The organism is Pseudogulbenkiania sp. MAI-1, assembly GCF_000527175.1.
Lineage (GTDB): Bacteria > Pseudomonadota > Gammaproteobacteria > Burkholderiales > Chromobacteriaceae > Pseudogulbenkiania.
Window position 1 is genome coordinate 3,071,732 of record NZ_AZUR01000001.1, and the last position, 13,893, is coordinate 3,085,624.

At 64.6% G+C, this 13,893-nt stretch carries 13 protein-coding genes; 7 read left to right on the plus strand and 6 right to left on the minus strand.

What is annotated here, in order from left to right; translation table 11 throughout:
• Positions 1-138: 138 nt before the first annotated feature.
• Positions 139-1,638: a PLP-dependent aminotransferase family protein gene (locus PSEMAI1_RS0114330; protein ID WP_029770736.1), complete on the minus strand. Its 1,500-nt coding sequence runs from the start codon at positions 1,636-1,638 to the stop codon at positions 139-141.
• A gap of 130 nt (positions 1,639-1,768) precedes the next feature.
• On the opposite strand from PSEMAI1_RS0114330, the gene hisD reads away from it, so the two are divergent.
• Genes hisD through PSEMAI1_RS0114345 form a run of 3 tightly spaced genes read left to right on the plus strand, consistent with a single transcriptional unit; the run spans position 1,769 to position 5,867 of the window.
• Positions 1,769-3,088 carry a histidinol dehydrogenase gene (hisD, locus tag PSEMAI1_RS0114335; RefSeq protein WP_024303549.1) on the plus strand — a complete coding sequence of 440 codons (1,320 nt, stop codon included), beginning with the start codon at positions 1,769-1,771 and terminating at the stop codon, positions 3,086-3,088.
• A gap of 1 nt (position 3,089) precedes the next feature.
• Positions 3,090-4,361 carry a DegT/DnrJ/EryC1/StrS aminotransferase family protein gene (locus PSEMAI1_RS0114340; RefSeq protein WP_156943151.1) on the plus strand — a complete coding sequence of 424 codons (1,272 nt, stop codon included), beginning with the start codon at positions 3,090-3,092 and terminating at the stop codon, positions 4,359-4,361.
• 18 nt (positions 4,362-4,379) lie between these two features.
• Positions 4,380-5,867: a pyridoxal-dependent decarboxylase gene (locus PSEMAI1_RS0114345; RefSeq protein WP_024303551.1), complete on the plus strand. Its 1,488-nt coding sequence runs from the start codon at positions 4,380-4,382 to the stop codon at positions 5,865-5,867.
• 146 nt (positions 5,868-6,013) lie between these two features.
• Here the strand turns inward: PSEMAI1_RS0114345 and PSEMAI1_RS0114350 are convergent, their stop codons facing one another.
• Positions 6,014-6,364 carry a molybdopterin dinucleotide binding domain-containing protein gene (locus PSEMAI1_RS0114350; protein ID WP_369793198.1) on the minus strand — a complete coding sequence of 117 codons (351 nt, stop codon included), beginning with the start codon at positions 6,362-6,364 and terminating at the stop codon, positions 6,014-6,016.
• Positions 6,365-7,051: 687 nt separating this feature from the next.
• On the opposite strand from PSEMAI1_RS0114350, the gene PSEMAI1_RS0114355 reads away from it, so the two are divergent.
• The 4 genes from PSEMAI1_RS0114355 (at position 7,052) to PSEMAI1_RS0114370 (ending at position 11,221) form a co-directional block, all read left to right on the plus strand.
• Positions 7,052-8,428 carry an FAD-binding oxidoreductase gene (locus tag PSEMAI1_RS0114355; RefSeq protein WP_024303553.1) on the plus strand — a complete coding sequence of 459 codons (1,377 nt, stop codon included), beginning with the start codon at positions 7,052-7,054 and terminating at the stop codon, positions 8,426-8,428.
• Between the two features lie 290 nt (positions 8,429-8,718).
• Complete coding sequence (locus PSEMAI1_RS0114360; RefSeq protein WP_051460231.1) at positions 8,719-10,287, plus strand: BCCT family transporter; 1,569 nt, start codon at positions 8,719-8,721, stop codon at positions 10,285-10,287.
• A gap of 80 nt (positions 10,288-10,367) precedes the next feature.
• Positions 10,368-10,745, plus strand: a complete 378-nt coding sequence (locus PSEMAI1_RS0114365) for a nuclear transport factor 2 family protein (protein WP_024303555.1) — start codon at positions 10,368-10,370, stop codon at positions 10,743-10,745.
• Between the two features lie 44 nt (positions 10,746-10,789).
• A complete protein-coding gene (locus PSEMAI1_RS0114370) occupies positions 10,790-11,221 on the plus strand; it encodes a hypothetical protein (RefSeq protein ID WP_024303556.1) in 432 nt (143 codons plus the stop codon).
• Positions 11,222-11,289: 68 nt separating this feature from the next.
• Here the strand turns inward: PSEMAI1_RS0114370 and PSEMAI1_RS20965 are convergent, their stop codons facing one another.
• The 4 genes from PSEMAI1_RS20965 to PSEMAI1_RS0114390 form a co-directional block, all read right to left on the minus strand.
• Positions 11,290-12,177 (minus strand): LysR family transcriptional regulator, encoded by an 888-nt coding sequence (locus tag PSEMAI1_RS20965; RefSeq protein WP_024303557.1) that lies wholly within the window; start codon positions 12,175-12,177, stop codon positions 11,290-11,292.
• 521 nt (positions 12,178-12,698) lie between these two features.
• A complete protein-coding gene (locus PSEMAI1_RS0114380; RefSeq protein WP_024303558.1) occupies positions 12,699-13,076 on the minus strand; it encodes a Lin0512 family protein in 378 nt (125 codons plus the stop codon).
• The gene (locus PSEMAI1_RS0114385) at positions 13,069-13,422 is read right to left on the minus strand and encodes a Lin0512 family protein (protein ID WP_024303559.1); all 354 of its coding nucleotides are present in this window, start codon (positions 13,420-13,422) and stop codon (positions 13,069-13,071) included. The genes PSEMAI1_RS0114380 and PSEMAI1_RS0114385 overlap by 8 nt, the downstream gene beginning before the upstream one ends.
• Positions 13,423-13,479: 57 nt before the next feature.
• Positions 13,480-13,848 (minus strand): cupin domain-containing protein, encoded by a 369-nt coding sequence (locus PSEMAI1_RS0114390; protein WP_036986308.1) that lies wholly within the window; start codon positions 13,846-13,848, stop codon positions 13,480-13,482.
• Positions 13,849-13,893: the final 45 nt, after the last annotated feature.

The following is a 13,893-nucleotide window of genomic DNA, read 5'->3' on the forward strand; positions in this document are numbered from 1 at the left end:
GCGCGGCGCCGGCGACGCAAGAGCGACGATTAAGCGCAATCACCAAGTCCACCGTTGTGGACTTGGTGTGCTGGCGTATGGCTTTCTTTTCACTTGCCTATTCTCGAATGCTCCGGAAAGCGTAAATAGGTTCTCAGACTAGCAACGCATGCAGGCCACATACGCCTGCTGCAGTTCGCGCACACCGGCTTCAATGGCTGCGCTGGGGATCGCCGAATAGCCCATGCGAAAGCAGCGGTTCTGCGCGGCGGTGGGGCGCGCGAAAAACACACTGCCCGGTTCGATCAGCACGCCACGCGCCTGAGCCACCTGCGCCAGCACCGTGGCGTCCAGCCCCTCCGGACCTTGCACCCAGGCACCCGATCCACCATGGGCCAGGCTCACTGTGCAGTCGGGAAGCCAGCGTGCCAGCGCTTCCAGCAGTACTCCACGGCGTTCGCGGTAGGTGACGTTGAGCTTGCGAATGAAGGCATCGTGGTACCCCTGGGCGATGAACAGGCTTGCGATGTGGGCGTTGTTCGACGGCACGTGCCGCATCAGCAGGCGCCGCAGCGCCCGCAGCTCGCGGATCAGCTCGGGCGCGGCCACGATGTAGCCCAGGCGCAGCCCATGGGCCAAGGTCTTGGACAGACTGCCGAGATAGATAACACGCCCGTCTGAGTCCAGGCTCTTGAGGGCGGGCAAGGGTCTTCCCGAAAAATTGAGCTCGCTCTCGTGGTCGTCTTCAAACAGCACCACATTCTTCTTGCGCGCCATGTCCAGCAAGGCCTGGCGCCGCGCCAGCGGCATGGTGACGCTGGTGGGGCACTGGTGGCTGGGTGTGACGTAGACGTAATCGCACTGTCCCAGCTTGCGCGAGGGCAGCAGCCCCTGCTCATCGATCGCCAGCGGCAGCACGCGGCCACTGCGCAGCGCGAAGTTGTTGCGAGCGTCGGGATAGCCGGGGTCCTCCATTCCCACCACCGTCTCTGAGTCCATCAGCACCTGGGCGAGCAGGTAACACGCCATCTGCGCACCGGCCGTGACTAGGATCTGATCGCGCTGCGCCACGATTCCGCGCGCGGGCAGCAGCCGGTGCTGGATCTGGCTGACCAGGCCCGGGTGGTCGCGGTCCACATGGTCTTGTGACCATTGGCGCACCGCAGGGACCAGCAAAGACTGCCGCGAACACGCTCGCCAATCGACCAACGGCATGAGCGTGGCGTCGAACTGGCCGTACACAAAGGGGTAGGCGAAGTCTTGCCATCGGGCGGGCTTGGCAATGTTGCGCTGCTGGCTGACGGCAGTCTTCAAACGTGCGCGCCACCCCAGGTCGATACCCGAATTTTCATCGGGCTCGTTGCGACCGGCCTGACCCAACACGATATTGGGGTTCACGAACAGGCCGCTGCGCTCGCGCGAGACTAGAAAGCCCTTGTCTACCAGCTGTTGCAGCGCGAGCGAGACGGTGTTGCGCGACACCCCCAAAGCCTGCGCCAGGCTGCGGCTGGGCGGCATGGCTGCATCGCTGGGCACTAGGCCATCCAAAATGCTGCGCACCATCATTTCCTTGATGCGGCCTTGCAAGGTGGCGCTGCTGCCCTCGAAACGGGGCAGCAGCTTGACCCAGATATCGGTGACGGATTGGGCGGGACGCATGAGGCGGAGGGCGATGGAATTCTGGCACCAAAACAAGTTCATTATGGCCCTAACACGGTACTGCGCACAATCCTAGTATTACCACACCTCTTCACCACTCCAACTCACCCAACGCACCTACGGATACATCATGACTATCGAATACCTGAAAAAAGCCACCCCACCCCAGGCCACCATCGACGCGGCCACAGGCGAGACCGTGCAGCGCATGCTGACCGCCATCAAGACCGAAGGCCGCGAAGCGGTGGAGCGCTACGCCCGCGACCTAGACGGCTATCACGGCAAGATCGTGCTCGATGAGGCCGACATCGCCGAGGCGGTCAAGGCCGTGCCGCTGACGGTGCGCGAAGACATCGCGTTCGCCCACCAGCGGGTGCGCGACTTCGCCCAGCGCCAGCGCGACTCGCTGGGTGAATTTGAAGTCGAGCTGATGAGCGGCCTGGTGGCCGGCCAGAAGCTGATCCCAGTCAACACCGCGGGTTGCTATGTGCCGGGTGGGCGTTACGCCCACGCGGCATCCGCCATCATGAGCGTGTGTACCGCGCACGTGGCCGGTGTGCCCAACATCGTCGCCACCTCCCCAGCCCACAAAGAGGCGGGCGTCAACCCGGCCATCCTCTACGCCATGCAGATGTGTGGCGCCCACACAGTGCTCGCGCTCGGCGGCGTGCAGGCCATCGCTGCTCTGGCTTACGGCTTGTATGCCAAGGCACCGGCTGACATCATCGTCGGCCCCGGCAACCGCTTCGTGGCCGAAGCCAAGCGCACGCTGTTCGGCAGCATCGGCATCGACGTGGTCGCCGGACCCACAGAGTCGGCCATCATTGCCGACGAGAACGCCGACGCAGAGATCGTGGCCGCCGATCTGGCCGGCCAGGCGGAACACGGGCCGGACTCGCCGGTGTGGCTGTACACCACCTCGCGCGCCCTCGGCGAGAAGGTAATCGCCATCATGCCGCGCGTGATCGCCGCCCTGCCCGAACCGGCCCGCTCCTCTGCCACGGCTGCCTGGCGCGATTACGGCGAGGTGGTGTTCGCACCGACCCGCGAAGAAATTTGCGAAATCAGCGACCGTTACGCGCCGGAACACCTGCAGGTAATGGCATCCGATCTGGACTGGTGGCTGCAGCGGCTGACCAACTACGGCTCGCTGTTTCTGGGCGAAGAAACCACCGTGGCCTATGGCGACAAATGCGCCGGCCCCAACCACATCCTGCCGACCCGGGGCGCGGCGCGGTACTCGGGTGGCCTGAGCGTGGGCAAGTTCATCAAGACCGTGACCTACCAGCGCCTGAACCGCGCAGCCAGCCGCGAGGTCGGTCAGGTGGCAGCACGCATTTCCCGACTGGAAGGCATGGAGGGCCACGCCCGCACCGGCGACATCCGCCTCAAGAAGTACTTTCCGCAAGAACAGTTCGAACTCGGTACCCTGCAAGGCCACCAGCACTGACATGAACACCACCACCACCACCACCACCACCACCACCACCACCACCACCACCACCCGCGCCGCCGACGGTTTGTGGTTCGGCAAGGACCTGAGCGAGTCCGAGCCCATTCCCGAAGTCGCCATCGAGCAAGCCGTGGCGCTGATGCGCAGCGGCCGCCTGCACCGCTACGGCGAACAGGGCGCCGGCACACCCGAGCCCTCTTTGTTGGAACAGGAATACGCAGCCTACGTAGGCGCGAAATATTGCGTGGCCGTCAACTCCTGCGGCGCGGCCATGTTCCTGGCGCTCAAGGCCCTGGGCGTGCAACCTGGCGACAAGGTGCTCACCAGCAGCTTCACGCTCGCCCCGGTGCCCGGCGCAATTGCGCACGCCGGTGCGTCAGCGGTGCTGGTCGAAACGCAGGACGACTACACCACCGACCTGGCCGATCTGGAACGCAAGGCGGCCAGCAGCGGAGCGCGCGTGTTTTTGCTCTCGCACATGCGTGGCCACATCACCGACCTGCGCGCCGTGCAGGGCATCTGCGAGCGCCACAACATCGCCCTGGTCGAAGACTGCGCCCACACCATGAGCGCGCGCTGGGACGGCCAGCACACCGGCACTTTTGGCCGCATCGGCTGCTACAGCAGCCAGACCTACAAACACATCAACTCCGGCGAAGGCGGCCTGCTGGTCACCGACGACGATGACATCGCTGCGCAGGTCATTCTGATGTCGGGCTGCTACATGATGTACGACCAGCATGTGCTGCGCCCACCGGCCGAGGTGTTCGAGCGCTGGCGCTACATCACACCCAACTTCAGCATGCGCATGTCCAATCTGGCTGCAGCCCTGCTGCGCCCACAAATTGCGCTGCTGCCCGAGCGGCGTCTGCGCTGGCGGCGCATCTACGACGACCTGGCCCAGGCGTTTGCCAGCGTGCCCCAGGTCTCGCTGCCGGTACGCGATGCGCGCGAAGATTTCGTGCCCAGCTCGATCCAGTTCTCGCTCGATTTGTCGCCCGCGCAGATTGAACGTTTTCTGACCGAGTGCGCGGCGCGCGGTCTGTACCTCAAGTGGTTTGGCTTGCGCGTGCCCACGGCATTCACCAGCCACTTCGGTCACTGGCAATACCTGCCGGAACAAGCGCCGCTCCCTCAGTCACAACGCGTCCTTAGCCAGTTGCTCGATCTGCGCACCCCGCTCTCGCTCACGCCCGACGACTGTCGCCTGATCGGCCAAATCGTGCACGTAGCCGCCACCACTGCGGCCACCCACCCGCCCGGCGGTTGAACATCTGAAAGACAAGCCATGAATCCATCCCAACACCCGACCTTTGCGCCCGAGCAGACGCTGGACCCCACCGACTGGAAAGCCTTTCGTGCCCAAGCCCACCGCCTGCTGGACGCTGCGGTCGACCGCATGGAGCACTACCGGGAAGGCCCAGTCTGGACCCCGTTGCCACTTGAGCTGCAAGCGGACTACCAAGTACCTTTGCCCAGAGCTGGCATCGGGCCAGAAGCCACCCAGGCCCACATGGAAGCCTTGCTGCCCTACGGCGTGGGCAACACCCACCCACGTTTTTTTGGCTGGGTGCATGGATCGGGGACACCTGGCAACCTCATGGCCGACATCACCGCCGCCGCCCTCAATGCCAACCTCGGCGGGCGCGACCACGGCGCGATGCATGTGGAAAAGCAGGTGGTGAACTGGTGCCGCGAGCTGTTTCAGTTTCCCGCGACATCCAGCGGCCTGATCGTGAGCGGCACATCGATCGCCACCGTCATTGCCCTAAAAGCGGCGCGCGACCGCCGCTTTGACTTCAGCAGCCGCAAGACCGGGCTGCAAAAGACCTCGCGGGGCCAGTTGGTGGGTTACACCTCGGCGCAAACCCATTCCTGCGTGGCCCGCGCCTTCGACATCCTGGGCCTGGGCTCGGACGCCCTGCGCAAGATCGCGGTCAACGAGCGCTTCGAGATCGACACCGAGGCACTCAAAACCGCCATCGCGCAAGACCGGGCGGCCAACCTCACACCCTTTCTCATCGTCGGTACGGCAGGCGCAGTGAACGTCGGTGCCATCGACGATCTGGAGACCCTGGCCGACATCGCGCAGGCCGAGCAGCTCTGGCTGCACATCGACGGTGCGTTCGGCGCCCTGGGCGTGCTGAGCGAGCGCCTGCGTCCGCGCCTGACCGGGCTGCAGCGCGCCGACTCGCTGGCATTTGATTTCCACAAGTGGCTGCACGTGAACTACGACGCAGGCTTCGTCCTGATGCGCTCCGAAGAAGCACACCGCCGCGCCTTCTCAGAGCGCCCGGAATACCTCAAAGGCGCATCACGCGGGCTGGCAGCCGGCAATCCCTGGCCGGTGGAGTACGGACCAGAGCTCTCGCGCGGCTTCCGCGCACTCAAGGTCTGGGCCCAGCTGGCCGAGCACGGCACGGCCAAGCTCGGGGCGCTGATCACACAAAACTGCGACCAGGCCGCCTACCTGGGCGAGTTAGTGAGCGCGTGCCCGCAGATGACGCTGGTGGCGCCGGTGGCCATGAACATTTGCTGCTTCCGCTACAAGATCGAAGGCCAAGACGCGCAAACCACCGACGCACTAAACGACGAGATCGTGGTGCAGCTGCAGACCCAGGGCATCGCCGCGCCGTCCACCACGCAGGTCAACGGGCGCACCGCGATCCGCGTGAACATCACCAACCACCGCACGACGCGTGCCGATCTGGACCTGCTGGTGCGCGAGGTGCAGCGTATCGGACAGGAGCTGTTGAAAGATGGCCTTGCAGGCTGAAAAAAGCCTGATGCGCTAAGCCGGTGCGCCCGCAGACCATTCATATGGCTTGGCATTCGATCGGCTAACGAGGCGGGGAGCCGCAGACCGTGCTTGTCGCAGGGCAAGGCGACCCTACGACCTTAGCCGGTTGAAGGCAAATCCTATCAGGACGCGGCGGCACGCACCCCGCACAGGTGCAGCTTGAGGTTGCTCTGGTGGGACACCGGGTCGAGCGCGCCGGCGGTCAGCGCATTGACCGACGGCCACGGATGGAACGGTTGCGTCTGGTCCCAGCCGATCGGGACGAACACGGTGTCGGGGCGGATCCCGGCCGTGATCCACGCGCGCGCCTCGATCGCGCCGTGCGCGGTCTCGATCAGCACCCGCACCCCGTCCGCCACGCCGATGTCCCGCGCCTTGTCCGGATGCAGCTGGCAGTAGAGGTCGGGCCACATCTCCTGCGCCTGCCAGAAGTAGTGCGTCCCCGAGTAGAAGTGCAGCGCGGTCGGGCGAATCCGCCGACGGCGGCGCCAGCCGGGGCGACGGCCGCGGGCCGGGCGAAGAACGGCGAGAGCGGCAGCGCCTCATCGTCGTCGGAGCGGGGTTCCAGGTAAGGTAGGTCATAGAGCTGCTCGGCCTCGCTATAGAATTCGGGCAGCGCCGACAGTCCCAGGCTGCGGAACTTCGCCTCGAGCGCCTCGCTCCAGAGTTGGTACGCAGGCTCCGAGTAGGACGGCGGGCGTGCAGCCGCTCAACATTACTGACGAGACAGCGTCCTCCACGATCTTGACAACGGTTCCCGGCGAGGCCTTGGTGCCTTGCTATGCGCGTAATGTGACCGTACGCGAGGCTCGCACGCCGAGGTTTTAGGAGTCTTCGATATTCGTATGAGTTATTGATGCATAAGCCTGGGTGATGCATTGACCGGAAATTGACCGTTTGTGGTCCGTAAACTGCATCTTTAGTATACGCATCGAGGCAGCACGATTCCGGCTTGTGGGTTGGGCCATCTGGAAACGCGGCGCATGGTGCCCGCTTACGGACTCAACGGGAAGACTCGCCTCTAAGGGCTGCTCAGATGTGTGAGGGGGCTGCATCGAGTGAGATAACCGGTGCGGATCCTCAGCGTCGGAGCGTCGCTAGAACATTCACGGCAGAGTAAGCGCGGCTGCGCGATCTCACTCATAAAAAGGAAAACGCTCATGCGGTCTCCGCAAACCTACGATCCGAACTATGACCCGCTGTATGCCGAATCCCCCGGCACGGCGGTGGACTACTCACCCACTTACTGGCGCTATCACGCTGGCGAGCCGCCGGAAGACGATGGCCCGGTCAGCGGCGACATGGACGTCGATGTCGCCCTTATCGGCGGCGGTTTTACCGGTCTGGCGACCGCGCTGTTCCTGGCGCGTGAACATGGCATCAAGGCGGTGGTGCTCGAGGCCAACCAGATCGGCTGGGGCTGCACCAGCCGCAATGGCGGCCAGGGGCACCTGGCCTGGGGGCGGCTGAGCCGCAGCCAGTGGGTGAAGAAGTGGGGCGCGGATGTGGCCCGCCGCCTGCACAAAAACAGCTTGGAGGGCTATGAGGTGTTCCGGGCGATGACCGAAGACGTGGAGATCGACTGCGAGCCGCATGGCGAAGGTAATTTGCTGATCGCCCACAGTGCCAAGGCGATGGCCGGGCTGGTGGCCGAGTCGCGCCTGTGCAATGAGGTATTGGGCTACAAGACCCGACTGCTGACCCGCGACACGGTACTCAAGGAGTACATTGGCGACCAGGAGTGCCAGGGCGCCATGCTGGAGCCGGTGGGCATTGCGGTGCAGCCGCTGAAGCTGGCCTATGGCTATGCGCGCGTGGCGCGCCGGCTGGGGGCGCGCATCCACACCGGCAGTACGGTACAGAACTGGACGACGGTAAACGGTGTGCATCACTTGCGCACGCCGGGCGGCACCGTACGGGCGAAAGCGGTGGGCGTCTGCACGGCGGGCTACACCAGTCCAAACCTGCACAAGTTGACCGCCTACAAGGTGATGCCGATCATGGCCAACTCAGTAGTGACGCGCGAGCTGACCGATGACGAGGTAGCGGCCTGCGGCTTTCGTTCGACGCTGCTGACGACCGACACTCGCAAGCTGCGCTATTACTACCGCTACCTGCCCGAGAAGCGCTTGCAGATCGGGACGCGCAGCGCGATCAGCGGTGGCGATGCCGAGAACCCGAAGCATCTGCGCGTGGTGCAGGAGGCGATTGCGCGCAAGTTCCCGGCGCTGGCAGGGATCGAGACGCCCTTCTTCTGGCATGGCTGGATGGATATTTCACACGACATGATGCCGCGCGTGGTGCAGCCCGACCCGAAGCAGCAGGTGTTCTACTCGCAGGGCTACTCGGGCAACGGGGTGTCGTTTTCCGCCTATGCGTCGAAACAGCTGGCAGCGCTGATTGCCGGCAAGCGACTGGCGGATGCGGACCTGCCGATCTTCAGCTCGCCGCTGCCCAGCCATCCGCTGCGGCCGATCAGGCGGTTGGGCCAGCACGTGCTCTATACCTACTTCTCCTTGCGCGACCGGTTCGTCTGATCTGGCGGGGTGGGGCGCCCAGTCTGGTACATCCGTCCGCCCAATAAATCGACCGCGCCGATTGAGGCATAAGCCTTACTGATCCATCGACCAGCATTTCAAGGTTTGTCGACGGCCACCGATTTGCGAAGAATGAAGTTCAAACTTGGCGCACACACGGCGCCGGTTCTGGCGAGAGTTTTCAACGACACGCACCAGCAGCACCGTACGACCTGCACGACACACCAGAAGGCGCCGCCAACACGGGCCCGTACCAAGTGCAGGAAGAGCATCTACAAGAGGAGACAAAAATGGAACATGAACTCATACACAGCCCGCCCCGCAGCGGGTCGGCGACATCGCTGTTCGGCGACTATGACCGCACCTTGTTCTGGCCGGTCCTGACGGTATACGTCGCCATCATGGCCTACGCCTTGCTGGCGCCAGAGAGCACCAGCACCTGGCTGGTGGGCGTGCGCAATTTCCTGATCTTCAACTTCGGCTGGGCCTTCCTGTTAGGCGTCGGTGTGACGCTGTTCTTCTGCCTCTATCTGGCCATCAGCCCGTATGGTGACCTGAAGCTGGGCAAGGAAGATGCCGTCCCCGAGTTCTCGTTCGTCTCGTGGGTGTCGATGCTGTTCTGCTGCGGCCTGGGCATCGGCTTCGTGTTTTTCAGCGTGGCCGAGCCTCTCACCCACTTGCATGAATCGCCGCATGTGATTGACATGGGCGCGGCCGGCAAGGAAGCCGGTATTGCCAAGGCGGTGCAGATCACCCTGCTCGACTGGGGCATGCATGGCTGGGCGCTGTATGCGGTGGCAGCCTGGGCGATTGCCTTCCCGGCCTACCGCCTGGGCAAGCCGCTGACCGTGGCGACCGGCCTGTACGGCATCCTCGGTGACCGCTGCAACAGCAGCCTGTGGGGCCGCTTGGCCAATGGCTTGGGCATTCTGGGCACCATCGGCGGCAACGCCACCATGATCGGTCTGGGCGTGGCCTCCATCAGCTACGGCATCTCGATGCTGTTCGAGATCGAGCTGGGCACCTTCGGCAAGGTGGTGGTGTTGATGGGTTTGATCGTGGCCTACGTGGCCTCGGCGGCCACCGGCGTCGAGAAGGGCATCAAGTTCCTTAGCGTGGCCAACATGGTGATCGCCGGGCTGATCGTGCTGGCGCTGATCGTGTATGGCAACGCGCCGGTCCACTACCTGCTCAACCTGACGACCCAGCAGTTCGGCGACTACTTCGGCTCGATGCTGACGATGTCGTTCTGGAGCGATGCGGGCAACGTCAAGCAGCGCGAGTGGCTAGGCTGGTGGGTGGTGTTCTACTGGCTCTGGTATGTGTCCTACATCCCCTTCTGTGGCGGCTTCATCGCGCGCATCTCGAAAGGGCGCACGCTGCGGGAGTTCGTGTTCGGGACCACGCTGGTGCCGATGGTGCTGGCCATCGTGTGGTTCAGCGTGTGGGGCGGCTCGGCCGGCTATACCGAGGTGAACCACATCGCGCCGCTGTGGGAAGCCGTCCAGAAGAACCCGGAGTCCGGTGTGTACATGCTGCTCAACTCCATGCCCTACGGCTGGTGGCTGAGCCTGGCCGTACTGTTCTGCACCATCGTGTTCGCCGTCACCACCTCGGACTCGGCCTCGTTCTTCGTCGCCATGCAGGTGTCCAACGGCGAGGAAAATCCCCGCGTGTCGATGCGCCTGCTGTGGGGCGTTGTGATCGGCCTGACCGGGATCGTGTTCCAGCTCACCGGCGGATTCACGGCGATCAAGTCACTGGCCATCGTGGTCGGCGCGCCCTTCTTCATCGTGAGCATCGCCTACATCGTGTCGGTCAATCGCATGCTCCGCTCGGCCAAGGCAGGGCAGATGTAAGCCCGGCATGGCGCCGGCGCCATATCCCCCAGGCGGTGCCTCGGCGCCGCCACCCCTCCCCCAATTCAAGGAAGACTGAGATGACCGAAGCAGAACTGAACGCCATGTTCGACGCCTTCAACCGGCATGACATCGAAGCCGTGAAAACCTACTTCCATGACGACGTCGTGTTTGACACCGTGGCCGGGCCGGACGCCCACGGCACCCGGATCGTCGGCAAACAAGCCGTCATGGCGCAGTTCGAAGCCACCTGGGGCACGATGCCCGATGTGCAATGGATCAACGGCAAGCACTACTTCGCCCAGGATCGCATCGTGTCGGAGTCGACCTTTGTGGCTACGCAACCCGACGGCTATCGCCATCACGCGGACAGCGTGGACCTGTTCACCTTGCGCGACGGCAAGATCATCCGAAAGCAGGCCTTCCGCAAGCAACGCCCGCTGCTCGACCCGCTTTAAGCCGCCGGGCTCCCGCATCGATTTCACCAACCCACGGACACCCCATGTCATACACATTCGAAGGCGGATGCGCGCACATCCGCACCCATTCCGATCACGCCCCCATCGACAACCACATCTGCCATGGCGCCGCCACGCAACACCGGACTGGCCAGGCCGCGGCGCAGGTGGCCTATTTCAATCACGACGAGCTCATGGTCGAGAACATCGAGCTGGTCGAACGCCAGCCGTTTGATGTCGAGGACCCGTCTAATCCGCTGGTCTTCGCCACCTGCCGCAGCTGCGGCGCGCCAATCATGATCGGTGATCAGCTCGGCCGCATTCGCGGCGTCATTCCCGCACTGATGGGTTACCCGCCCGGCTTCCCGGCACCGACCTACCACGCCAACCGTGATCCGGCCGCCCCCGCGCCGGACGACGGTCTGCCGGTGCACGCCGGCCTGCGCCCGGACTTTGTCTGGCCACCGGCAATGTAGGCCGCGCAACGGCACGCCGAACGCCCCGAGCGCCACCCCGCCACTGCGTGCGGGGTGGCGCTCGGCCGTTAACCTGGGCCGAAGGGCGGCTCGAGGTCGAGCCAGGCGCAGAACTCGATGGCGGCGGCTGACAGCGGCTTGTCGCTGCGCCAGGTCAGGTAATACCCGGCGTCGCAGCTGATCGGCGCGTCGAAGGGGCACACCAGGAACGGCTCCAGCCGCGAGCCGCTCACGAAGTCGTCGTAGAGCAGGCAGGCGCCAATGCCCTCGATGGCCATGCTGGCCGCGATGGCGTAGCTGTCGACATGGATGCGTGCCGGACGCTCGGCCGCCTCGGGGTGGTACACACGCTTCCAGTCGAGCCAGCCATTCGGTGTGCCCAGCACATCGATCAGCGGCATATGCGCGAAGCCCTCGGCGCGGTGCAGCCGGTTGGCGTGGGCGATCGAACAGTATGGCCGCAAGGTATGCGGCAGCAGGTTGCGGGTCTCGAAACCCGGCCAGCTGCCATTGCCGTAGCGGATCTCCAGCTCGGTATTGGCCGCCTGGTATTCAAGATCCCAGTTCGTCTGCAGCATGCGCACCGACAGCTGCGGCCGGTGAGCGATAAAGCGGCCGATGCGCGGCGCCAGCCACAGTTCGCCGAAGGTGTTGTTCACATGCAGCTCCAGCACCCCGTCGGCCGAGGAGCTGAAGATGCTGTTCATGCCGGAATTTAGCCGCTGCAGCCCTTCCCTGACGACATCAAGAAGGGCGCGCCCCTCGGTGGTCAGTTGGACTGAGCGCGTCTGGCGCAGGAACAGGTCCTTGCCGAGCTTGTGCTCCAGCAGCTTTATCTGCTGGCTGACGGCTGACTGGCTCAGGTGCAGTTCTTCGCCTGCAAGCGAGAAACTCAGAAGCCGAGCGGCCGCTTCGAAGGTTCGGAGCCAGTTAAGTTGAAGGTTGCCAATTCTCATGAAAGCCTCTCAGTCCAGTTCGGATCGGAGGGCGGCGGTTTCGTGCCGTGCTGCCCTCTGTTCGCACCTTGATCTGTTGCGGGGGCCTACGCGCCGGCCAGCGAAAACTAGTCTTACCGTTCCGAGACAGCCATTTTGGCCGTTCGGAACTGCAGCCCGGGAAGGTCGGGGAGCGAATTGTTGTCAGATCGTGGACCTTGCCGCCTTTCTGGCGATCTCCTACTTCAGGGGGCGTACCAAGAAGGAGAGCGTGCTGGCGACGGCGCTGTCCTCGCCGAAAGAGGTCGCGCGCCTCTACCTGCGGCATTCGCCGGAAACGGATGCCTACTGGCTCCACGTGCAGTTCCGCAATGGCCGCAAGCGCCTGCTCGCCGCGCCCTGGGAGCTCGATGACACGCTCGGCCGGCTCGAAGCCCGGGGGCTCCATCTCGACGAAGCGGACCGGACCCTGCTGGCAGCGGTCGAGGCCCCGGTGGTACGCACGCGTAAGCCCGCGGGCAACCGCGGTCGGACGGCGGCGTTCAGGCCTGCGCGGGCGCGCTCAGGCGCCAGGCCCCGGGCTCGACCGGCAGCAGCGCGGCGACGGCCGCGGTGGCGATCACGTGCGTGGTCTCCTGCACTGGGTCGTGGACGTCCAGCCCGCCGAACACCACCTTCACCTCGGCGCGCCCGCGCGGCAGCGTGGCGGCGACCACCGCGGCATCGACCTTGTCGGGCTGCTGCACGCCGATCGTCACCTGGACGCGCATGTCGCGGTGGTCGTAGCCGAGCGACTTGAACAGCACGATGGAGGAATGGTGCAGGGCGTCCTGCACCGCACGGCAGGCGGCCTTGGTGTAGTCGCCGCCGTAGAGGTCGTTGCCGGTCCCCATCTCGAGGATGATGCGTTTCTCAGTCATCGCTGCGCTCCATGTCGAAGGACACCACAAGGGCGGCGTTGGCGATCACCGTGGGATCGCTGCCATCGGGCTTGCAGACGTCGAGGCCGCCGCGCACGACGCGGATCGTGGGCTGGCCGTAGGGAAAGATGTCGAGCAGGACGGTGGTGTCGACCGCCTCGGGTTTCTGCACGCCGATCTCCACGTCGATCAGCATCGCCTCGCGCGGAAAGCCGAAGGCGGTCGCCACGTTGAGCGAGTTGTGCCACAGCGCGTCGCGGATCGCGCGCGCCGCGGCCTGGGTGTAGTCCTGGCTGCGGATCGAAGTCCCCATGCCGAACTGCGTGACCATGCGGGTCTTGGCCATTGTCGGTGCTCCCTTGTCGAGTGTTTCCGGGCGACGGACGACCGTCGCCCGGCGCGGTCAGCCGGGTGTGTAGCTCCGGATGACGAAGTGCTTGGTCGTGGTTTCGATAACCTCCCAGTAACCGCGGAAACCGTCCGGGATCAGGAATGCGTCCCCGGTGCGGAAGGTCTGCGCGCTGCCGTCGGCCGCGATCAGACGGACATGGCCGCTGACAATGTAGCAGAACTCGTCGCGGTCGGTGAACGCATGCCATCGGCCCGGCGTGCTGGTCCAGGTGCCGGCGATGAAATCCCCGGCCAGGTTCTCGAAGAAGGTGGTGCTCTGGTGCCGCGGGTCGCCGTCGACGACGCGGCCGGGCAGGTCGGCGAGCCGTCTGCTCTCGCGCTGTCCGTCGTCCTGGCTGAAATCGATGACCTTGATCGTCATTGTCGTGGGGCCTCGTCGGTCGATGCGGTGCAGTGTCCGGGTGTT